General features: G+C 62.7%; 20 protein-coding genes, 1 tRNA gene and 1 pseudogene. 14 read left to right on the top strand and 8 right to left on the bottom strand.

Features of this window, described 5'->3' with window-relative positions:
• Positions 1 to 2: 2 nt before the first annotated feature.
• Together hpaH and ACWA1U_RS04335 are read left to right on the top strand one after the other, a co-directional pair.
• Entirely contained in the window at positions 3 to 788 is a 786-nt protein-coding gene (hpaH, locus tag ACWA1U_RS04340; RefSeq protein WP_463724120.1) for a 2-oxo-hept-4-ene-1,7-dioate hydratase, read from the top strand.
• Positions 773 to 1,576, top strand: a complete 804-nt coding sequence (locus ACWA1U_RS04335) for an HpcH/HpaI aldolase family protein (RefSeq protein ID WP_463724119.1) — start codon at positions 773 to 775, stop codon at positions 1,574 to 1,576. Before hpaH ends, ACWA1U_RS04335 begins: the two co-directional genes overlap by 16 nt.
• A 27-nt stretch (positions 1,577 to 1,603) precedes the next feature.
• Here the strand turns inward: ACWA1U_RS04335 and ACWA1U_RS04330 are convergent, their stop codons facing one another.
• Positions 1,604 to 2,140: a GNAT family N-acetyltransferase gene (locus ACWA1U_RS04330; protein WP_463724118.1), complete on the bottom strand. Its 537-nt coding sequence runs from the start codon at positions 2,138 to 2,140 to the stop codon at positions 1,604 to 1,606.
• A 78-nt stretch (positions 2,141 to 2,218) separates the two neighbouring features.
• On the opposite strand from ACWA1U_RS04330, the gene ACWA1U_RS04325 reads away from it, so the two are divergent.
• Complete coding sequence (locus ACWA1U_RS04325; RefSeq protein ID WP_463724117.1) at positions 2,219 to 2,947, top strand: class I SAM-dependent DNA methyltransferase; 729 nt, start codon at positions 2,219 to 2,221, stop codon at positions 2,945 to 2,947.
• A gap of 115 nt (positions 2,948 to 3,062) precedes the next feature.
• Positions 3,063 to 4,175 carry a phosphate ABC transporter substrate-binding protein PstS gene (gene pstS, locus ACWA1U_RS04320; protein WP_463724116.1) on the top strand — a complete coding sequence of 371 codons (1,113 nt, stop codon included), beginning with the start codon at positions 3,063 to 3,065 and terminating at the stop codon, positions 4,173 to 4,175.
• A 179-nt stretch (positions 4,176 to 4,354) separates the two neighbouring features.
• Here the strand turns inward: pstS and ACWA1U_RS04315 are convergent.
• Positions 4,355 to 4,798, bottom strand: a pseudogene (locus ACWA1U_RS04315) (SRPBCC family protein); the annotation flags it as partial.
• Positions 4,799 to 4,992: 194 nt separating this feature from the next.
• On the opposite strand from ACWA1U_RS04315, the gene ACWA1U_RS04310 reads away from it, so the two are divergent.
• Complete coding sequence (locus ACWA1U_RS04310; protein WP_463724115.1) at positions 4,993 to 5,472, top strand: Dps family protein; 480 nt, start codon at positions 4,993 to 4,995, stop codon at positions 5,470 to 5,472.
• A gap of 84 nt (positions 5,473 to 5,556) precedes the next feature.
• Here ACWA1U_RS04310 and ACWA1U_RS04305 read toward each other — a convergent pair whose 3' ends face one another.
• Positions 5,557 to 7,080, bottom strand: coding sequence for a SulP family inorganic anion transporter (locus ACWA1U_RS04305; RefSeq protein WP_463724114.1), 1,524 nt, complete (start codon positions 7,078 to 7,080; stop codon positions 5,557 to 5,559).
• A 210-nt stretch (positions 7,081 to 7,290) separates the two neighbouring features.
• Between ACWA1U_RS04305 and ACWA1U_RS04300 the strand changes: the two genes are divergently transcribed.
• Positions 7,291 to 7,644, top strand: a complete 354-nt coding sequence (locus ACWA1U_RS04300; protein WP_463724941.1) for a MerR family transcriptional regulator — start codon at positions 7,291 to 7,293, stop codon at positions 7,642 to 7,644.
• Positions 7,645 to 7,650: 6 nt separating this feature from the next.
• Here the strand turns inward: ACWA1U_RS04300 and ACWA1U_RS04295 are convergent, their stop codons facing one another.
• Positions 7,651 to 8,463 carry an enoyl-CoA hydratase/isomerase family protein gene (locus ACWA1U_RS04295; protein WP_463724113.1) on the bottom strand — a complete coding sequence of 271 codons (813 nt, stop codon included), beginning with the start codon at positions 8,461 to 8,463 and terminating at the stop codon, positions 7,651 to 7,653.
• 97 nt (positions 8,464 to 8,560) lie between these two features.
• Here ACWA1U_RS04295 and ACWA1U_RS04290 point away from each other — a divergent pair, with 97 nt between their 5' ends.
• Positions 8,561 to 9,079, top strand: coding sequence for a DUF4262 domain-containing protein (locus tag ACWA1U_RS04290; protein ID WP_463724112.1), 519 nt, complete (start codon positions 8,561 to 8,563; stop codon positions 9,077 to 9,079).
• Here the strand turns inward: ACWA1U_RS04290 and ACWA1U_RS04285 are convergent.
• Positions 9,076 to 10,002 (bottom strand): lysostaphin resistance A-like protein, encoded by a 927-nt coding sequence (locus ACWA1U_RS04285; RefSeq protein ID WP_463724111.1) that lies wholly within the window; start codon positions 10,000 to 10,002, stop codon positions 9,076 to 9,078. The genes ACWA1U_RS04290 and ACWA1U_RS04285 overlap by 4 nt on opposite strands.
• 182 nt (positions 10,003 to 10,184) lie before the next feature.
• Here ACWA1U_RS04285 and ACWA1U_RS04280 point away from each other — a divergent pair, with 182 nt between their 5' ends.
• On the top strand, positions 10,185 to 11,555 hold the full coding sequence (locus ACWA1U_RS04280) for a GH1 family beta-glucosidase (protein WP_463724110.1): 1,371 nt from the start codon (positions 10,185 to 10,187) through the stop codon (positions 11,553 to 11,555).
• Here ACWA1U_RS04280 and ACWA1U_RS04275 read toward each other — a convergent pair.
• Complete coding sequence (locus tag ACWA1U_RS04275; protein ID WP_463724109.1) at positions 11,552 to 12,259, bottom strand: LysR family transcriptional regulator substrate-binding protein; 708 nt, start codon at positions 12,257 to 12,259, stop codon at positions 11,552 to 11,554. The two genes, ACWA1U_RS04280 and ACWA1U_RS04275, sit on opposite strands and share 4 nt — an antisense overlap.
• 157 nt (positions 12,260 to 12,416) lie before the next feature.
• Between ACWA1U_RS04275 and ACWA1U_RS04270 the strand changes: the two genes are divergently transcribed.
• Positions 12,417 to 12,797, top strand: coding sequence for a DUF5997 family protein (locus ACWA1U_RS04270; RefSeq protein ID WP_463724108.1), 381 nt, complete (start codon positions 12,417 to 12,419; stop codon positions 12,795 to 12,797).
• 3 nt (positions 12,798 to 12,800) lie between these two features.
• Here ACWA1U_RS04270 and ACWA1U_RS04265 read toward each other — a convergent pair whose 3' ends face one another.
• Entirely contained in the window at positions 12,801 to 13,514 is a 714-nt protein-coding gene (locus ACWA1U_RS04265; RefSeq protein WP_463724107.1) for an SOS response-associated peptidase, read from the bottom strand.
• Between the two features lie 82 nt (positions 13,515 to 13,596).
• Between ACWA1U_RS04265 and ACWA1U_RS04260 the strand changes: the two genes are divergently transcribed.
• The 3 genes from ACWA1U_RS04260 to ACWA1U_RS04250 are packed head-to-tail and all read left to right on the top strand — an operon-like array spanning position 13,597 to position 19,438.
• On the top strand, positions 13,597 to 14,367 hold the full coding sequence (locus ACWA1U_RS04260) for a hypothetical protein (protein ID WP_463724106.1): 771 nt from the start codon (positions 13,597 to 13,599) through the stop codon (positions 14,365 to 14,367).
• On the top strand, positions 14,364 to 15,965 hold the full coding sequence (locus ACWA1U_RS04255; protein WP_463724105.1) for a DNA polymerase Y family protein: 1,602 nt from the start codon (positions 14,364 to 14,366) through the stop codon (positions 15,963 to 15,965). The genes ACWA1U_RS04260 and ACWA1U_RS04255 overlap by 4 nt, the downstream gene beginning before the upstream one ends.
• A gap of 26 nt (positions 15,966 to 15,991) precedes the next feature.
• Positions 15,992 to 19,438, top strand: coding sequence for an error-prone DNA polymerase (locus ACWA1U_RS04250; protein WP_463724104.1), 3,447 nt, complete (start codon positions 15,992 to 15,994; stop codon positions 19,436 to 19,438).
• Between the two features lie 79 nt (positions 19,439 to 19,517).
• Here the strand turns inward: ACWA1U_RS04250 and ACWA1U_RS04245 are convergent.
• A tRNA-Leu gene (locus tag ACWA1U_RS04245) sits at positions 19,518 to 19,600 on the bottom strand.
• 275 nt (positions 19,601 to 19,875) lie between these two features.
• Here ACWA1U_RS04245 and ACWA1U_RS04240 point away from each other — a divergent pair.
• Together ACWA1U_RS04240 and ACWA1U_RS04235 are read left to right on the top strand one after the other, a co-directional pair.
• Entirely contained in the window at positions 19,876 to 20,610 is a 735-nt protein-coding gene (locus ACWA1U_RS04240) for an FhaA domain-containing protein (RefSeq protein WP_463724103.1), read from the top strand.
• Positions 20,607 to 21,092 (top strand): FHA domain-containing protein FhaB/FipA, encoded by a 486-nt coding sequence (locus tag ACWA1U_RS04235; RefSeq protein ID WP_463724102.1) that lies wholly within the window; start codon positions 20,607 to 20,609, stop codon positions 21,090 to 21,092. Before ACWA1U_RS04240 ends, ACWA1U_RS04235 begins: the two co-directional genes overlap by 4 nt.
• Positions 21,093 to 21,094: the final 2 nt, after the last annotated feature.

Genomic DNA, 21,094 nt, shown 5'->3' with positions numbered 1-21,094 from the left:
CCATGCTGGACGACGCGACCATCGAGGCCATTGCTGACGAGCTGGTGGAAGCAGGGCGCAGCCGCACCCCTGTTCCACGGCTGACCGCCCGTTACCCGGACATGACCGTTGAGGATTCCTACGCCGTCCAGCAGCTGTGGCGCCGTCGTAATGAGGAAGCAGGACGCACCCTGGTGGGCCGCAAAATCGGCCTCACGTCCAAGGCCATGCAGGACGCCACCGGCATCACCGAGCCAGACTACGGCGCCATCTTCGATGACATGGTGCTGGAGACGGGCTGCTCAGTGGAGTGGGACAAATACACCCACCCGCGGGTTGAGGTGGAGCTCGCATTCGTTCTCAAGGATGCGCTCAACGGCCCCGGCTGCACCATCTTCGATGTCCTCAATGCCACGGACTACGTTGTTCCGGCGCTCGAAATCCTCGATTCCCGGATCGAGATGGAGGGCCGGACCATTGTGGACACCATCTCGGATAACGCCGCGATGGGAGCCATGGTGGTGGGCGGCCGTCCGGTGAAGCCCGACGCCGTCGACCTCCGCTGGGTGTCCGCCATCCTCTACAAAAACCAGACCGTGGAGGAGACCGGTGTCGCAGCAGGAGTGCTCGACCACCCAGCCAACGGTGTGCACTGGCTCGCCAACAAGATTGCCGCCCACGGAGACAGCCTGCGAGCCGGAGACATCATTCTCGCCGGCTCCTTCACCCGTCCGCTCTGGATCTCCAAGGGCGACACCGTGCACGCCGACTACGGACCCCTTGGAGCTGTGACATGCCACTTCCACTAAACGCCACTTTCCGCAACGTGATGGCCACGGCCGACCGTCCGCTCGCCGGCATGTGGGTTTGTTCGGGCAGCCCGCTGATCGCCGAGCTTTGCGCGGGGGCCGGCCTCGATTGGATCCTAATTGACGCCGAACACAGCCCGAACGGCCTCGAGTCGATCCTCGCCCAGTTGCAGGCAGTCCACGGTTACCCGGTGCACACCATGGTGCGGCCGCCCGTGAATGACACTGTCCTGATCAAGCAGTACCTGGACCTCGGCGTTCAGAACCTGCTCATCCCGATGGTTCATTCGGTGGCAGAGGCCGAAGCCGCTGTGGCTGCCACCCGGTACCCGCCGGAGGGAGTTCGGGGCGTCGGCTCCGCGCTGGCCCGCGCCGCCCGTTGGAACCGTGTCCCCGATTACCTTGCCCGGGCCGGGGAAACCGTCAGCGTGGCGGTTCAAATCGAGTCTGCAGCTGCCGTCGAGGTTGTGGAAGACATCCTCGCGGTAGAGGGCGTCGACGCCATTTTCATGGGCCCCGCCGACCTCGCCGCTTCCATGGGGCTGCTTGGACAGCAGGAGCACCCGGAGGTGCGTGCCGCCGTCGAGCGCTGCCTTGAAGCTGCGAAGAGAGCCGGCAAACCGGCCGGCGTGAACGCCTTCAACCCCGAAACCGCACGCCACTACCTGGATAGTGGGGCAAGTTTCATCCTGGTGGGCGCCGATGTCGCCCTGCTGGCCAGGGGCTCAGAAGCACTCACTGCCCAGTTCATTCCCGCCTCCGATGGCGATACCCCCGGCAGCTACTGACCTTTCGGAGGGCAACCCATGATTACTTCACTGCTTCACGGTTCGGGGGTCCAGGGAATAGATCTCGTAACCTTCCGAACTGCCGATGCGCTCAAAACCGCACCCAAGCAGGACACGAACGGAAGCCAGGTTAGCTGGCTGCACGCGGGCGCAGAACGGCTTCTCAGTGCCAAAAATGCTGACGATCTGAGGCAGTGCCTGTGCAACCATGGCGCGCGCGATTCCCCTGCCCCAGGCCGATGGCCGCACCCAGTATCCAACTTCGACACCGTCCTCGGTTAGCCAGGCAACCACCAGTCCCACCCTGTCATCGCGGGAATCTGTGGTTGGCTCCGCCGCAGTAAACCAGCGGGCGGCGCCCATAGTGTCAGCCGGTGCGCATTCGACGGCCTGAGCCACCCGCGCGTCTATGCGTTCGTCCGTCCAAGGTTGACCATCCCCCACGAACTTCACCACGCGGGGATCCTTGGCCAGGCTTGAGAAGAACTCCTGGTCGTCGGCTTTGAGCAGTCGGATCACAAGATTGGGCAGGTTGACTGGCTGGCCCGTCGGTTCAGTAACCACGAAGCCTAGTGTGCCAGATCCGGACCGACCGGGTGGCGACTAGTTGGCAAAGCTCAATCAGTCCTTTAGTCTCAGCAGATGGATGGATTCGACCCGGCCCACAGCTTCGGCCCCGATGTAGCGGGCCATTATGACGACGAACTCCGCGGCGATGAGGCAGAAACCGTCGAATTCCTCGCCGACCTCGCCGGAGGCGGACACGCCCTCGAACTGGCGGTCGGAACCGGCCGCATCGCCTTGCCCCTTGCGCAGAGGGGAATCACGGTCCATGGCATCGAGCTTTCCGGGCACATGATGGAGCGGCTTCGCGAGAAGGCGGGCGGGACGGATCTGGATGTTGTGCTGGGTGACATGTCCCGTGCATCAGCCCCGGGAAGCGGGTATTCGCTTGTCTACCTCGTCTACAACACCATCTTCAACCTGCTCACCCAGGAGGGACAGGTGCGTTGCTTCGAGAACGCAGCCCGGCATCTGAGCGCGGACGGCGTGTTCGTGGTTGAAACGGGTGTTCCCTCCGCCTGGCTCCGGCGGGACCAGTTTATCAACGTCGAGAAGCTCACCAATGATCGGGTGGTCCTCGACGTCAACCGCTATGATCCCGTCACCCAGATCCTGGACGAAAGCCACATCTCCCTGACCAACGACGGCGTGAAATTGGGTCCAATCTCATGTCGCCTGATCTGGCCGAGCGAAATGGACCTCATGGCCCGGATCGCCGGATTGCGGCTGGCCAAGCGCACTGGTGGCTGGCGGGGCGAACCCTTCACCGCGTCGAGCACCCGGCACATCAGCGTCTACGCGCGCTAGCTGCGGCGGGGCGGCAGGCGCGGCACCCAAAGTTCCGTCGTCGTCATTCTCTGCTTTGTGAAGTAGCCTACTTTTCACCGTCAGTTCATCTGTTGTTCACCTGTATCGTGGACCTGTGGTTTTGCATCGCTCGCTTCCCCTTGCCCTCAGCTGTGCTGTCGGTTTAACTGTCTCGTCCTGCGGCTCCGATTATCCGCTTGGGCCGGAACAGGAAGCGGCAGCGCAGAACGCAACCTCAACCCTCAGCGGAACCATCACCGGAGCGGGCTCTTCCGCGCAGGGGCCCGCGATGAATGCCTGGCAGGCAGATTTCTCAACCATCCACCCCGATATCCGAGTGCAGTATTCCCCCGACGGCTCCGGGGCTGGCCGCGGCGCCCTTCTGGCCGGTGCCGTGGACTTCGCCGGATCCGATGCCTACCTGAGCGATGAGGAACTCGAGGAATCCCGCGAAGTGTGCGGGCCGGAAGGCGCATTCAACATCCCGGCCTACGTTGCACCGATCAGCATCGCGTTCAACCTGCCCGGGATCGATTCGCTGAACCTTGACGCCGAGACCATTGCGCGCATTTTCCGCGGGGAGATCGAAACGTGGAATGACCCCGCGATCGCAGGCCAAAACCCCGATGTCGAACTGCCGGACACGCGGGTCGCGCCAGTCAGCCGCTCCGATGACTCCGGAACCACGGAAAACTTCACCGACTACCTGCACGCCGTGGTGCCGGACGTCTGGACCCATGAGGCTGACGGCACCTTTCCCGGTGAATTGGCCGGTGAGAATGCCAAGGGCAACGCCGGTGTTGTAAGCACGGTCTCCGGCACCGAAGGCGCGGTCACCTACGCCGACGATTCCGCCGTCGGGCCCCCGCTCGGCCGCGCCAAGCTTCTGGTAGGTGACGAATATGTCGAGGTGAGCCCCGAAGCTGCGGCTGCCGCCGTCGACGTTGCGGAGCCGGTCGATGGACGCGCCGAGTTCGATATCGCCCTCAATCTTGACCGCGGGACCACCGTCGCAGGAGCCTATCCGCTGGTGCTCGTCTCCTACCACATCTTCTGCTCGACCTACGAGGACGAGGAAACGGCGAACCTGGTACGAACCTTCGGCTCGTTCGTGGTGAGCGCCGAGGGCCAGGCAGCGGCGGCGGACGCGGCGGGCAGCGCTCCGATCTCCCAGAGCCTGTCCGAGCGGGCAACCGAGGCGATCAGCACAATCAGCGTCCGGAACTGACAGCGAAAGGGACCCACCGTTCTGGTGAGTCCCTTTCCCAGGTCAATTCCGTTGCGCTAGACGGGGTTCACTGCCCGCGGTCCGCCTGATTCCGGATCATCCAGTGATGGATCGGCAAGCCCTACACCGCCAGCCAATGGATCTGCGGTGTTTCCCGCCGAGCCCGAGCCAGGAGCATCGACATCTCCGCGCCACGCGCCGGTTTCGCCACCCTGCTTCTCGATGAACTCCTTGAACCGCTGCAGGTCCGACTTCACCTGGCGGTCATCTGCGCCAACCACAGCGCCCAGCTTCTCAGCGAACCCTTCCGGGTCCCAGTCCAGCTGGACCATGACGCGGGTGACGCTGTCATCCAGCCGGTGGAAGGTAACGACGCCGGCATGGGACTTTCCGTCCGTACTCTTCCAGGCAACGCGCTCGTCGGGGTGCTGCTCGGTGATCTCGGTGTCGAACTCGCGCTCGACTCCGCCAATCTTGGTGATCCAGTGGCTGTGGGTCTCGTCCTTCTGGGTGATCGACTCAACGCCTCCCATGAACTCCGGGAAGGTCTCGAACTGAGTCCACTGGTTGTACGCGGTGGACACCGGAACTGATACGTCGATTGATTCCTGAACGGTTGCCATGGTGTTCCTCCTACTGGTTGAAGTCACTGACTACTTCACGCCACGCTAACCCACCGCGGCGTCACGAATCAATAAATTGGTAAGTTTACTTAGGATGTTCCCAGCAACTGGATTTCACGGAATCAGCAGCACTAGGCTGAAGCTGATGATGGCAGCGCTAAGCAGCCGGATTTCCGACACGAGTGGAGGATGTTATGAAGGCGTCAAAGACCCTGACCGACAATATGCAGGCAGTGCTGGTTGACCTCGTTGAGCTGCACCTGCAGGGTAAGCAGGCCCACTGGAACGTCGTCGGGAAGAACTTCCGCGACATGCACCTGCAGCTGGACGAAATCATCGAGGACGCGCGGCTCTTCGCTGACCAGATGGCCGAGCGCATGCGCGCCCTGCACGCCGTTCCCGACGGACGCAGCGCCACCGTGGCGAAGAGCACCTCGCTGAACGATTTCCCTTCAGGCCTCGTGGACACCAAGGACACCGTCACCATGGTGGTCGCGATGCTTGAAGCATCAGTCGGCCGCATGCGTGAGGTCCACGACCAGATCGACGAGGAAGACCCAACTACAGCGGACATCCTCCACGGATTCATCGAGAAACTGGAGCAGTATGCCTGGATGGTGGACGCCGAGAACATGCAGGCCACTGCCACAGTGGTGAAGCCAACCAAGAAGTAGTTCTCTCCTGAGAAGCAGCTGAAGCGGGAGGCCATTCGGCCTCCCGCTTCCGTGTTTAATCCTGCCTTCTGTGTTCGATCCTGCTCAGTGGCCGGCGCCGAGCTTGCCTGCCATCCGTTCCCGCATGTTCACACTGGCGTCATTGAGGCCGATGATCTCGACCTCCTTGCCGTGGTGGTGGTACTTCTCGGTGATTGCGTCCAGTGCGGCAATTGTCGATGCATCCCAAAGGTGGGAGGCGTGCATGTCGATGACGATCCTCCGTGGATCGTGTGCGTACTCGAACTGGGTGTAAAGGTCATTCGAGGACGCAAAGAACAGCTCGCCGTCGACCCTGTAGGTGGCGACTTCCTCACCATTCAATTCAAGAATGATGCGTTCCACGGTGACAAAGTGGGCAACCCTGCGGGCGAAGAGCACCATCGCAGCCAGCACGCCGATCCCGACGCCGATTGCGAGGTTGTGGGTGGCTACGGTTGCCACCACGGTGGCCGCCATGACCAGGGTTTCGCTCTTGGGCATCATCCTCAGGGTGGCGGGTTTGATGCTGTGCCAGTCGAATGTGGCGATGGAAACGTAGATCATCACAGCCACCAGGGCGGCCATCGGGATGACCGCCACCAGGTCACCAAGGACGACCACGAGAATGAGGAGGAAAACGCCGGCAAGGAAGGTGGAAATCCGGGTGCGCGCCCCCGAAGCCTTCACGTTGATCATGGTCTGGCCGATCATGGCGCAGCCGCCCATTCCGCCAAAGAAGCCGGTGATGATGTTGGCTGCGCCCTGGCCCCAACTCTCCCGGGTCTTCCCCGAGCGGGTGTCGGTGATGTCGTCGACGAGCTTCGCCGTCATCAGCGATTCCAGCAGTCCCACCAACGCTACGGCGAGCGCGAAGGGGAAGATCACCTGCAGCGTCTCGAAAGTCAGGGGCACGTTGGGAATGAACAGCGACGGCAGGCTGTCCGGCAGTTCGCCCTTGTCTCCGACGGTGGGTACGGTGACCGCCGCGAAGACGGTGATGAGCGTCAGCACTACGATCGCCACCAGGGGTGCGGGAACCACTTTGGTGAAGCGTGGGAGGCCAAACACGATGAGCAGGCCCAGCGCCGTCAGCGGGTAGACCAGCCAGGGTACGCCCAGCAGTTCGGGGACCTGCGACATGAAGATGAGGATGGCCAGGGCATTGACGAAGCCCACCATGACCTGTCGGGGAATGAAGCGCATGAGTTTCGCGACGCCGAGCGCTGCCAGGACGATCTGGAAGACACCGCCCAGGATTACCGCGGCGATGAAATAATCCACGCCGTGGCTCGCGACGAGTGGAGCTATGACCAGCGCGATTGCTCCCGTTGCCGCCGAGATCATTGCCGGCCTTCCACCCAGGAACGCGATGGAGACTGCCATGGTGAAGGACGCGAACAACCCCAGGCGTGGATCAACCCCGGCGATGATCGAGAAGGCGATCGCTTCTGGAATCAACGCCATGGCTACAACAAGGCCAGCCAGCACCTCGGTCTTCAGGAGGCGGGGAGACTTCAGTGTCAACCGGACAGACTGCCGCTGTTCAGGGCTCAGGGTCGGTTTGGGGGGTGCGCTCACTGTGGTCACAAGAACTCCGTCTACAGGTCAGGAAGGCATACTGGACCTTCATCAGGTGGTTTGGGGGCGCAGCTTTGCGCAAAAGTCAACCGGCCAAGGTTTGGGCGCCGGAACCCGCTCAACAACCCTAACCTAACGTGAGGGTAGGATTGTAATCAGACGTCGACGGAAGAGTGAACGGTGAGTGAAACACAGGTCGAAGCGCAGGCCGAGGCAACCATGCACATTGGTGAACTGGCTGAAGCTACCGGATTGTCCCTTCGGACTATCCGTCATTATGACGAGTTGGGTCTGCTGCCAAACACCACACGGACTGAGGGTGGCTTCCGCATCTTCACCCAGTCCGACCTTGAGCGTCTGCTGGTTATCCGTTCCATGAAACCGCTGGGCTTCACTCTCGAGGAAATGGTTGAGCTGCTGGAGATCGTTGATCGTCTCTCAGAAGACTCAGGGACGCCCGAACTCCGCCGGAAGCTCGACGACTACATCGCCGACGCCACGGCGAAGCGCGAAAAGCTCGCCCTCAAGCTGCAGCAGGCAGACCGCTTCATTGACGAACTTCGCGGCAAATAGCCTCTCTCAGTTGCCTGGGAAGTTGGGACGCTCCTTCGCTAGAAAAGCTCGGGTACCTTCGGCTTTGTCCGCGAGTGTGAACGCCCGCCGGAAGGATTCAGCTTCAACCTTCAGCCCGTCAGCTGTGCTGAGACCTTGTGTCTGCGGCAGAGTCCTTTTAACAAGTGCGACGGCGGCGGGAGACTGCCGCGCCACCAGGTCCAGGGTGCTTCGGGCGCCGTCGATCAGTTCTTCGACAGTGCCGAAGACAGCGGTGACCAACCCCGCACGGTGGGCTTCTTCGGCTCCCAGCCGGCGCCCGGTGTAGAGAAGCTCCCTGGCCAGCGCCGCCCCAACGTACTGGGGAAGGCGCACCGACCCACCAAAGCCCGGCACCAACCCGAGGCTCACTTCCGGCTGGCCGAAGGATGCAGTGGACGCGGCGTAAACCACGTCGCACGCCATCGCGAGTTCGCAGCCGCCGCCCAGAGCAAAGCCATTCACCGCCGCGATGACGGGGACAGGGAGCTGCTCGATGGCGAGGGTGACCTGCTGCATCCGGGTGCTGTAGGCGAACGCCTCGTCGGGGGTCATGTCCGTCATTTCGCGGATATCAGCACCGGCCACGAAAGCCTTCCCGGCACCGGTGATGACGACACCGCGTACGGGCCACGCGCCGTCGTCGTTATTCAGGGCCTCTGACACTGCGCCGATGCAGTGCTCCAGGTCTTCGATGACCTTCGAGGAGAGGGCATTGAGGGCGTCTGGACGATTGACTGTGATCGTCAGGATCGAGCCGCGGATGTCTGTGAGGAGCGTGGGATAGGCAGGAAACTGCATGCAGATAAGGGTACTGCGGATTCTACGGTGCTAACCGGGCTGGAATTGTCGGAGGCGGATGGCACCTTTACGGGAAGGCGAATCGAAGGAGCATTCCATGACCGACCTCATCTTCCACCCTCCATGCTCGGCGCTTGAACTGGCTGATATTTGGCCGGAGGAACCGTTCAATGCTTACCGGTTTGAGAGGCAAATAGCGCGTGAGGGGTTCATCGTCCGCTACCGGCAGGCGGGGTTGGACCTGCCTTCCGTATACACGGTTGGGTTAACCGACTTCGGTCTGCCCGAATTGATTCTGTACGGCCAGAGTCCGGGGCACGTGCGTCATGCCTGGTCGTTGATCGGGCCTGCGCTGCACACACTCACGCAGGCCGGGCAGATGGTTTTCCACGGCCAGTTCGATGGTCAAACGGTGCAGGTGCGGACGGAATCTTTGCACCGGCTCACTGATGCGTACCGGTTGTACGGGTCCGGGGGATTCACTGCTCTGCAGGTCTACTGGAACGTAGGAACCGATAATCACATGCCGCAGCAATGGGAGATCCGGTTCCTAGCCTCGCAACCGTTCCTCGGTCCAGGAACCCTGGGGGACCTGGTTCAGGAACGCAATGGCTAGGGCAGCAGGTCCGGCGGGATCAGCAGCAACAGGCCCACGCCGGTTCCATTGAAAACCACGTGCGTGACAATCGCCGGCCCCAACCGCCCGCTCATCACCGTGACCACCCCACACATCAAGCCCACAACCGAAGTGCTGAGAAGGAGGTAAACAGACGAACGCAGGTCAGCAACTGCACCCGTATGCAGTAGTCCAAACGCCAGCGAACTCGCCAGAACGGCGATGACTGTGGCGGTCATGAGGGATCGTCGCTGCACCGCAGGAGTGACGGCATCCTTTTTGGGTCCAGTGCGCCGCAGCCACAGGGCATTCTGCATACCGCGCAATACGAGGCCGCGGTTGAACAATTCTTCAAGGAACGGGGCTATAAGTACGCCCCCAAGCACTCCGTTGATCAGCAGCCACGTCGTTTCCCCGGTGAGGAAGAGCTCCGCGTTGCCCTGGATCTCTTCGCCATCCTGCAGCGGCCAGAGCAGCGTGAGCAGGGCGAGGAGAATCGCGAGGACAACGCGGGCTGCCACACCAACGCCCAACCCGATGGCGAGATCCACCCAACGGAACCGCAACCCGAAGTCCCGCGCCAGGGAACGGAACCCGTGCCGCCGCGACGCGTACAGCGTGACCCCGAGCATCGCCGTCCAGGTCAGGAGGAGGGACGCAAAGACCAACGGTGGACCGAAGGGAATGACCTCGACGAGCGCAAGTGTCCCAGCCAGCGGCAACACCACAACAAGCACCAGGCCTGCGAGCGCCAATCCCGCTCCCCAGCGCGGCGCGGTCAAACCCGTTGCGGTGACCTGTGCGGGGTTGGCGAGGCGTAACCCGGCCGACGCGACAGGAGTGCCCGGCGCCTCAGGGGTGCTGGCAGGCACGCCGGGCGACGTCTGGGCAGCGGTCTGGCGGGCGCCGTCGTCGTTGGTCATTTCCGAACCAACCGTCCAACTGTTGGGGCGGGTTCGGTGGGAATGTCCGGGATCGGGGCCATGCAAGCACCCTACCGGCACCCCATGGGAAAGCGCCCCGTGAAGATTCCGGGCACAGGCAGTTGACGCGGAATGCGCAGGGGTTCTTTAGTGTGAAGGGACATCGACTGCAGGGAGTGGGAATGAGCGGGTTCGGGTTGCCGGAGGGTTTTGTGTTCGGGACATCCACGGCGGCGGCGCAAATTGAAGGCGCGGTCAATGAAGGCGGTCGCGGGCCGAGCATTTGGGATGAGTATGCGAGCCAGCACGGCAACATCCTGGACGCCTCGAGCCCGGCCATTGCGTGCGACCACTACAACCGGCTTGAGGAGGATCTCGACCTTTTGGCCCAGCTGGGCGGCAAGGCGTACCGCATGTCGATCGCGTGGCCCAGGATCCAGCCAACAGGCGTTGGTCCCGCCAATCCGGAAGGGCTTGCGTTCTACCACCGGCTGCTGGATGGGTTGCTCGCGCGGGGTATTGAACCGTGGGTCACGCTGTACCACTGGGACCTTCCGCTCGCGCTGCAGGATGCCGGCGGCTGGCAGAACCGGGACACCATTGACGCGTTCGCCGACTACACGCGCATCCTCCGGGATGAGTTTGGAAGCAAGGTTGCCGCGTGGATGACGGTCAATGAGCCGGTGGTGCATACGGGCGTTGGTCATGCGATCGGGCGGGCTGCACCGGGGCTGATGCTGTTAGGCAGCGCTTTCTCCGTGGCCCATCACCTGCTGCTGGCGCACGGGCGGGCCGTTCGGGTGTTGCGGGAGACGCTGGACACGCCAATCGGCGTCGTCAATAACCACTCTCCGGTGGAACCAGCCAGTGATTCCGACAGAGACCGGAACCTTGCCCTCCTTTACGACCACTACCACAACGGGCAGTTCGCTGGTCCCCTGCTGACCGGCGAATACCCGGCAGATCTCGCCGAAATCGAGGGCGTATCCCTTGAGGTGATCCAGAACGGGGACATGGACATCATCTCCACGCCCCTGGATTTCTACGGCATCAACTACTACTTCCCCACGAAGATCGGGCCCGCGCCACCGTTGTTTCCCGTTCCGTTCATGCCGAAGGAATACTCGGACGTGCCGAAGACTGACTTCGACTGGCCGGTCATTCCGAGCGGCCTCACCACTGTCCTGAAGCAGCTCAAGGAGCGCTACCCCAACATCCCGCCGATCTACATCACCGAGAACGGCTGCGCCTACGACGACGGTCCCGGCGGCGACGTCGAAGATACCCGCCGCATCGAGTTCCTCGAGCAGCACCTCGCCGCGATAGGTGATGCCGTTGCCGATGGCGTGGACGTGCGCGGCTACTTCCACTGGACGCTGATGGACAACTGGGAATGGCAGGAGGGCTACACGAAAAAGTTCGGGCTCATCCGGATGGAGCCTGCGACTTTGGACCGTATTCCGCGGGCATCATTCCATCGGTACGCCGAGATAATCGCCGAGCACGGAGCAGGGTTGAGCTTTAAGCCGCCGCTGGCTGCTGAGGCCAGCTAACGACGTCGGCCGCGGGCCTTTTTAGCTGCCTGGGCGCCTTTGGTGCCGGTGGGCTTCCGCTTGCCGAGTACCTGCTTGCTGCCGGTTTGCTTGCCGGTTTGTTTTTTGGGCGCTTTCTTTTTCTCGGGTGCCTCCGTCTGAGCGGAAGGTTGCCGCGAGCTGCGCGCGGTCCTTCCCCGAACGATCCCGATGAACTCCTCGATGTCATCGGTGGTGTTGTCCTCGACCCAGGCGACGGCGATGGTTGTGACCGGCGCATCCGGAACCACCAGCGCCACAACGTCCCGCCGGTTGTAGTGCCGGGCGACGGACATGGGAAGTACGACGACGCCGGCGCCAGACGCCGCGATTTCCACCGCCAGTTTGGGCCCACCGCATTCCGCCACGTCGAGGAGTGTTTCGCCTGCAAGTTCGGCGGTTGGAACCTCCTCGAGGAGGGTGAGCTCATTCTCTTTCGAGACCACCACAACGGCCAGTTCCTCGTAGAGCGGGATAACGCTGAGGGAGTCCCTGTTGATGGGGAGGCGCGTGAAGGCGATGTCCACGGAGCCGATCCTGAGTGCGGAGGCCAGGGCGTCGTCGTCGTACTCGGTTGCTTCGATCGGAAGGTCCGGGTTCCGCTCGCGCCAGCGGCCCACCCATTTCCCGGGCGTCACTCCGGGAACAAAACCGATGCTCAGGGCGGGAGATTGGGGCTGGGGCACGTCCTCACTGTAACCCGGGCGTCAGGCGCGCTGGCGCTCGGCGCGGGGGCTTCCCCACCACCACGCGAGTCTCGCTACGCTCGGCGCGGGGGCTTCCCCACCACCGCGCGAGTCTCGCTACGCTCGGCGCGGGGCCCTCGGCCAGTACGCTTGAAGGATGACTCCCGCTAAATCCCCGCAGACCATGAAGCCGGCCACTGCCGCAAAGAAGCTGGGCATCTACCTGCCCGCCACACCGCAGGAGTTCCAGGACAACGACATCAGCCGGAATGACTTCAACGAACTTCAGGAAACCCCGCCCGAGTGGCTGGCCGAGCTGCGCCGGACCGGCCCGCACCCGCGTCCGGTTGTGGCGCAGAAACTGGGCGTCTCCATCAGTGGCCTCGCCCGTGGTGAAATCACGGAACCGCTGACAACGGCAGAAATCACCGAGTTGCTGCAGGCTCCGCCGGAGTGGCTGGTTGCCGAGCGTTCCACAATGGCGCGTGTGCGTGAGGACGAGAAGAAGGCGAAAGAAGCCAAGCGCGCTAAACGCTAGGGCTTACGCCGGGTTCAGCGGCGCGATCAACAGCGGACTGTCTTCCCGCACTGGGCCTACCTCATGGAACTGCAGCCGCTCGGCAACGGGCGTGGCAGCGGCAACCGCCTCATCGGCCAGCTCCTGTGTTCCTTTGGTCCGCGGGTTGAGCCACTCGTTCCAGAATTCCCTGGGCAGGGTTACGGGCATGCGGCCGTGGATCTCCGCGACTCCACCCACGGCCTCCCGGGTCATGATGGTGGAGGAAAGCACCCAGCGGTTCGGATGGTCATCGGGGAGCTCCCTGTTTCGCCACCAGGCATACAGGCCCGCAAAAACCACCGGTTCGCCGGGCAGATGAATGTAGAACGGGGTCTTGGTTTTCCCTTCGGTTCGCCATTCGTAGTACCCGCTTGCTGGAATGAGGGCCCGTCTGGTCTCCAGCGACGGCTTGAAAGTGGGCTTGCTGCCCACCGTTTCCGCCCGCGCGTTGAAGGTTGGTCCCTTTGTCTTCAGTTCCTTGGAGAACGACGGCGTCAGCCACCACCGCGCTCTCTCCATACGGCGGGTAACAGACTCACCCTCAGGAGACTCCTTCAGTGATTCCATGACCACACGGATTGGGTCGGTAGGGCTGATGTTCCATGAGGGTTCGGGCATGTCATCTCCGACCGTATCGACGTCGAAAAGGTCCACCAGATCCTTGTTTGAACCCGCCACCACAAAGCGTCCGCACATGTTGAACAGGCTACTGGAAGTCCCCTCCTCCACAAGTAGGAATGCCGATTGACTTAATCGAACATGAGTTCGAATATTAAGTGTGAGTTCAACAGCAGCCGCCTACGCGCCACCCGCGGGTCCCTCCCCGCAGGGTACCGAGCGGGTGCTGTCTGCTGTGGAGCATAAAGCCGTGCTCAAAGCTGACCTCCAGTCCAAAATCAACTCGATGCAGAGCAGTCGGCTTTCCTCACGGAGGCTGCCAACCGTACCGGTTTTGGCCGGAATCCTCCCGGGCGGTGGGTTGCAGGCCGGGGCGGCATACTCGGTCACCAACTCCACCACGCTTGCCATGGCCATGCTCGCCGGCCCTTCCGGTGCGGGTGCCTGGTGCAGTGTGGTCGGCATGCCCACTTTCAGCGTTGAGGCTGCCGCCAGCCTGGGCATCGCGCTGGACCGGCTGGTTCTGATTCCCCACCCAGGGGATCAATGGCTTACGGTCACCGCGGCAATGGTGGATGTGGTGTCAATTGTTCTGACCAACGTGCCCGCGCACGTCACTCCATCGGATGCCTCCCGTCTCATGGCGCGTGTTCGTCAACGGGGTACTGCCCTCGTAACCATGGGACCCTGGCCGCAAAGCGAGGCCACGCTCAGCGTCACCCGCAGCAACTGGCAGGGCCTCGGTTCCGGCACAGGGCATCTCAGAAGCCGTCGGATGAGAATCACGGCGAACACCTCCACCGGCCGCCCACGCACAGCAGACTTGTGGCTTCCAGACCTCAACCACGGGCAATGGACGGAACCTGACCGCACTGCTGGCGCGGGTTCGGGCCAGCAGGAATTCTTCCCCCAGACGGCGCGTGCATCATGACACCTTCCCGCTCACACAGGGACGCACCGGCGGCCCCAACCACCACCCGCACCATGGTGCTGTGGTGCCCCGACTGGCCCATTACGTCAGCTCTTCGTGAACACAACCTGTCAGCAGACCACCCGGTTGCTCTTATCGAGAAAGGGGAAGTATTTGCATGCTCCCCTTCCGCCAGGGAACAGGGCGTCAAACGCGGGCTACGCATCCGGGAGGCCCAGGCGCGCTGCACCAACCTCACCGCGCTTCCTTATGACCCGGCGCAGGATGCTCGGGTCTTTGAACCAGTCATCGCGGCGGTGGAAAAGATCATGCCCGGAGTGCAACTGGTCCGTCCCGGCCTGTGTGCGCTCCACACCAAAGGCCCTGCCCGGTATTACGGAAGTGAAGAGCAGGCTGCAGCTGTCCTGTTGAAGGCACTCGCCACCATCGGGCTGACAGCCACCCGTGTAGGAGTTGGCGACAGCCCTTTCGCTGCGGAGCATGCGGCCCGTGCAACAGAATTCCTGGATGATCCGGTTGTGGAACCTGTGTGGATCATTCCTCCGGGCCAGTCGGCCACATTTTTGAGTAGTTTCCCGCTGGAAGTGTTGGAGGAGCCAACGCTGGCGGTACTGCTACGCCGTCTGGGCATCCGCACGCTCGGGGATTTTGCCGCACTCACCCTCGCCGACGTCCGAAACCGTTTCGGCGCTGAAGGCGCACTCGCCTATCTCAAAGCAAGCGGATTCGACCACCACAGCGTTGTGGAGAGGAAGCCGCCAGTCGAGCTCGACGTCGTCGTGCACTGTGAACCCCCGCTGGCACGCATTGACGAGCTCACCTTCACCCTCCGGCTTTCAGCGGAAAGGTATGTTGACCAGCTGCAGGACGCAGGGCTGGTGTGTACGGCCCTGATAATCAGGTTGCAGTCAGAGTCCGGCCAGGAATCCGAGCGGCGCTGGCAGCATCCACGCTGGTTTGACGCCGATGATGTGCTTGACCGCGTGCGCTGGCAACTGCAGGGCAGCGGAAATATTGAGCACGGCCTCAGTTCCGGGATCAGCCGCGTGCAGATTGTGCCGGACATCGTTGAAGACCTCAGCGACCACGCAGACGGGCTATGGGGAACCGGGCCGGAGGAGAACATCCATCACGGCCTGGCAAGGGTGCAAAGCATGCTGGGCCACGGCGCGGTGCTGACGGCCATGATCGCAGGCGGGCGGATGCTCACCGACAGGCGCGTCTTCATCCCATGGGGAGACCCGCCGTCGGACGCCGCCGTCCACAGCCGCGGCCTTCCGTGGCCGGGAAGCCTCCCCGGCCCGGTTCCAGCCACAGTGTTCGAGGAACCACACCCCGTTCGGGTGCTGGACGGGGTGGGTAACAGTGTCGACGTCGATGACAGGGGACTACTAACAGCCGTTCCGTCCACACTGGCGACAACTCCAACAACCCACACCGTAATTTCCTCCTGGGCCGGCCCATGGCCCATTACCGAACGCTGGTGGGATGCCGCAAGCCGCACACTCAACCGATTTCAGGTTGTTGATGAATCCGGAACCGCCTGGCTTCTCCTCCTCGAAGACCACCGCTGGTGGGCCGAGGCCAGCTATGACTGAGCACTTCTTCTGCGGGGTGGGCCTGAATGGGCTTCAATAACCCGCCCATCCCCTGGTCGGAATTCGAGCGGACGCTCTCGGACCGCCGTCGTCCCGGCCCACCTCCCCAGGGCGCGCCTCCCCTCGGCGCCGACGGCGGAGACAGCCCTGCCTGGTCGCTCAAGCGCCACCCATACCTGCCGCCAGAGGAGCCGGCTCCGGCGCCAACCGGACCCGTGGTGCCCTACGCGGAACTGCACGCCCACTCGAACTTCAGCTTCCTCGACGGCGCCGCCAGCCCGGAACAGTTGGTCGAGGAAGCCCATCGGCTCGGCCTCCACGGGCTGGCGTTGACGGACCATGACGGCCTCTACGGCATCGTCCACCTCGCCGAAGCGGCAGAAAAGCATCCCGGGCTGTCCACCATCTACGGCACCGAACTCTCACTCGAGCTCAGCAAGCCGCAAAACGGGGAGCCTGATCCGGAGGGCAGGCACCTGCTCATCCTTGCCCGCGGGACACAGGGCTATCACCGGCTTGCCGCTGCGATCACTGAAGCCCAGCTGAAGCCCGACGCCGAGAAGGGCAAGCCCCGCTACAACCTCAGCGAGCTTGCAGGTAGGGCGGAGAACAGCTGGATGATCCTCACGGGGTGCCGCAAAGGAACGGTCCGGCACGCACTGGTCAATGAAGGCATCGAGGAAGCTGAGCGGGAAGCCAAGCGGCTGGTTGACCTGTTCGGGGCGGGTAATGTCGCCGTCGAACTCTACGACCACGGCAATCCCCTGGACAGCACGCACAATGATGCCCTGGCTGCTATCGCCGCCCGGTTGAAACTTCCCGTTGTGGCCACCAACAACGTGCACTATGCCGTGCCTCAACAGCACAAGGTGGCCACAGCCCTCGCGGCCGTCCGGGCCCGCAGGTCACTTGATGACATGAATGGATGGCTGCCGTCGTCGGGAGCAGCTCATTTGCGCAGTGGTGCAGAAATGGCTGCGCGTTTCGCCGCTTATCCGGGAGCAGTGGAACGGACGGTGGAACTGGCGGATGAACTCGCGTTCACATTGAGGAGCGTCAAACCCGGGCTACCGAAACTGAATCTCCCTGCAGGCCATACCCAAATGAGCTGGTTGCGGAAGCTGGTGTGGGAAGGTGCCGCGAAGTTCTATGCGGGCCGCGGTGATGACGTCCGGGAACGCATCGAGAAGGAACTGAAGGTCATCGAGGAGAAGGACTTCCCCGGCTATTTTCTGATCGTCCATGACCTGGTCCGCTTTGCACGCAGCAGGGGGATTTTGTGCCAAGGGCGCGGATCCGCCGCAAACTCCGCGGTGTGCTATCTCCTGGAGGTCACCGCCGTCGACTCCATCCACTACGAACTTCCCTTCGAACGGTTCCTCTCCAGCCTTCGGGATGAGGAACCGGATATCGACGTTGACTTCGACTCCGACCGCCGCGAGGAAGTCATCCAGTACGTCTACCAGAAGTACGGGCGGTTCAACGCGGCACAGGTGGCCAACGTCATCACCTACCGCCCAAAGTTCGCGGTACGGGACATGGCTAAGGCACTCGGGCACAGCCCCGGACAGCAGGATGCCTGGTCCAAGCAGGTTGAACGTTGGGGCGGCCTGGTCTCCAGCGATGACCACGACATCCCCGAATCCGTGGTGGAACTGGCGCAGGGAGTGCTGAAGTTTCCCCGCCACATGGGCATCCACTCGGGCGGAATGGTCCTGACCGACCGCCCTGTCGGCGAGGTCTGCCCCATCGAGCACGGGCGCATGGACGGCCGTACCGTCCTGCAATGGGATAAGGACGACTGCGCCTGGATGGGCCTGGTCAAATTCGATCTGCTGGGCCTTGGGATCATGGCCGCCATCCAGTACAACTTCGACCTCGTGAAGAAGCACTTCGGCGAAGAGTGGACGCTGCACACCATCCCCCGGGAGGAACAGGGCGTCTACGATCAACTGTGCTTCGCCGACTCCATCGGCGTGTTCCAGGTGGAGAGCCGCGCCCAGATGGGCATGCTTCCGCGGTTACAGCCACGCCGGTTCTACGACCTCGTCATCGAAGTGGCGCTGGTGCGTCCCGGGCCCATCCAGGGTGGAGCAGTGCACCCCTACATCAAACGGAAAATGGGTGAAGAGGAGGAAAGCTACCTCCACCCCAAGCTGGTGCCCGTGCTGAAACGGACCCTCGGTGTGCCGCTTTTCCAGGAACAGCTCATGCAGATGGCCATGGTGGTGGGGAACTGCTCGGGTGCCGACGCCGACCAGCTTCGCCGTGCGATGGGCTCCAAACGCGGGCTCGAACGAATCGACACCATCAAGGACAAGCTCTACGCGGGCATGAAGGAGAACGGCATTACCGGCGAGGTCGCCGATTCGGTTTACCGGAAAATCCAGGCCTTCGCCAACTTTGGGTTCGCCGAAAGCCATTCCATCAGTTTCGCGCTGCTCGTCTACGCCAGCGCCTGGCTGCGCCTCCACTACCCCGGCGCATTCCTCGCCTCACTCCTGCGTGCCCAGCCCATGGGCTTCTACTCACCCCAAACCCTGGTGGCCGATGCCCGCAGGCACGGCGTCAAGGTGCTTCGCCCCGACATTCTGCTCTCGGAAATCCATGCGGATCTTGAGTTGGAGGTCGAGTTGGGACTGAAGCACGAACACAGCGACGCTGGCCCCACAGGGCCCGATTCCTGCCTCAACTTCGATCAGCCCCCCGTCGGTAAATTCGACCGCAGCATCCCCTTCGACTCCGACGCCCACCGACGGGATGGCAACTTCGCGGTGCGTCTCGGACTGGACAGCGTGCAGTCGATCGGCAAGAAGCTGGCGAAAACCATCGTCGAGGAGCGTGTTGCCAACGGCCCCTTCGAGAGCATGGGCGACCTCGCCCGCCGGACAGAACTGAATTCCGGCCAAATCGAGGCGCTGGCTGCCGCGGGAGCCTTTGATTCCCTGGGGCTGTCCCAACGTGAAGCGCTCTGGAATGCCGGGCCAGCTTCCACCGAACGCGAAGGGCAAATCAAGGGGACCACTGTCTACATCCAGCCGCCGCTGTTCCCGGACCTCACCGACGTCGACCGCGTAGCTGCTGATCTGTGGTCAACCGGCATCACCACCGATGACCACCCCGTTCGCCATGCCAGGCAAGCATTACGACGCCGGGGCGCACTGAGCGCTGCCGACCTCCTGACCGCCGAGTCGGGAAAGCGCGTGGAAGTCGGTGGGGTCGTCACCCACCGGCAGCGTCCTGCCACCGCAAGCGGCATCACCTTCATGAATCTGGAGGATGAGACCGGATTGGTCAATGTCATCTGCTCCGTTGGGGTCTGGCAGCGGTACCGCCGCATAGCCAGGGAAGCAAGCAGTGTGCTGGTCCGCGGCATGCTGGAACGGTCTGATGAAGGGGTGGTGAACCTGGTGGCGGACAAATTCGAGATTCTACGTTTGAAGGCAGCCACTAAATCCCGTGACTTCCGATGATCCGCGAGCCGTATCGCTGCAAAGAAAACCGCAAAGAAAAAGCGCCCCGACCATACGGCCGGAGCGCTTCAATTCGACGTGCGCGAGGGGGGATTTGAACCCCCACACCCTTTCGGATACTGGCACCTGAAGCCAGCGCGTCTGCCGTTCCGCCACTCGCGCGTGTAAGAAATAGTCCTAAGAACAGCAGAAATAAGCATAACGGAGGCCCGTCGAAAACACCTAAACGCTTGGCGCAGACGTGAGTTGGAGCACCGACAGCAACTTTGCGGCAGTCGGAATCGTTATCAGTAATCGAGGGCGGAGAGACCACGGTTAAGGCCATTCACAGGACGCCCAAGTAGTATCAAGCCAAGACAGCCGCGATCCCGCGTGCCCCCATACTGTTCGAAATGGGCACGTTCCCGCGGTCAAACATGCAGGTGAGGAGGTTGGACATGGGCTTACTGGACAACGTGGAACGCGGGCTGGAGAAGATGGTCCGTGGTGCCTTCTCAACGGGTTCCCGCTCCCAGGTACAACCGGTCGAGATCGCCAGTGCGCTTCGCCGGGAACTCGACAACAGGTCAATGACCCTTTCCCAGGGACGCACCCTCGCACCCAACGTGTTCACCGCGCGGCTCTCTGATTCCGACTTCACCCTCGCCCAGGAATGGGGATCCACCCTGGCTGAGGAACTGTGTGACGTCGTCATCAAGCACGTCAACAGCCAGAACTACACGCTGCAGGGTCCCGTACGGGTTTCCTTCACCCGGGATTCAGACCTCAAGGCCGGCAGCTTCGAAATAGACTCCAGCACCGAAAAGCAGCAGGGGGGCCCGCGGCGGCCGGCCGCGCCAAACGTTCCGAGCCGCCAGCCCACCCGGTACCAGCCAATTCTGGACATCGATGGCCGGCGCTACTCGCTCAACGCAGGTTCAGTGGTGCTGGGCCGTTCGTCGGAAGCGGACATCCTCATCGACGACACCGGCGTCTCCCGCCGCCACCTCGAAATCCGCGCAGGCCAGGGCTCGGCCCAGGCCGTTGACCTGGGTTCCACCAACGGCAGCTATGTGAATGGCCAGCGCGTCCACGGTGACGCTGAACTCACCGACGGCTCAGTGATCACCATGGGCCGCACCCGCATTACTTTCCGACTTGTTCCCGTGCAGAACGGTGGCCGCCAAGGATGAGTGAACTTAGCCAACTGACAGAAACCGTGCTGAGGTACGGCTTCCTCCTGCTGATCTGGGTCCTTGTCCTCAGTGTGGTCAGCGCGCTCCGCCGCGACCTCGTGGTCGGGCGTCGAAACCGCACTGGTACGCCTTCTGCCCGGCAGGCGCGCAAGCACCCGGAACTGGTGGAGGAACCGCCGTCGCGTCCGCAGGTCCGCTCGCTGGTAGTCACCGAGGGCCCCTTGACCGGGACCACACTGGACCTTTCGTCGAGCCCAATTCTTCTGGGACGCGCCCAGGAAGCCACCCTGGTGCTGGAGGATGATTACGCCTCCGGCCGCCATGCCCGGCTGTTCCCACAGGGCAGCAGGTGGTTTATCGAGGATCTCGGGTCCACCAACGGCACCTTCCTGGGCGGCAACCAGCTCACGCGTGCGCTTCCCGTTGAGCCCGGAGTTCCTGTTCGGATCGGTAAGACGGTCATCGAGTTGAGGCCCTAGTC

This window comes from Arthrobacter sp. TRD_SC_6 (assembly GCF_055361185.1).
Note: the sequence above shows the minus strand (reverse complement) of the source record. Positions and strands in the feature narration are given on the sequence as shown.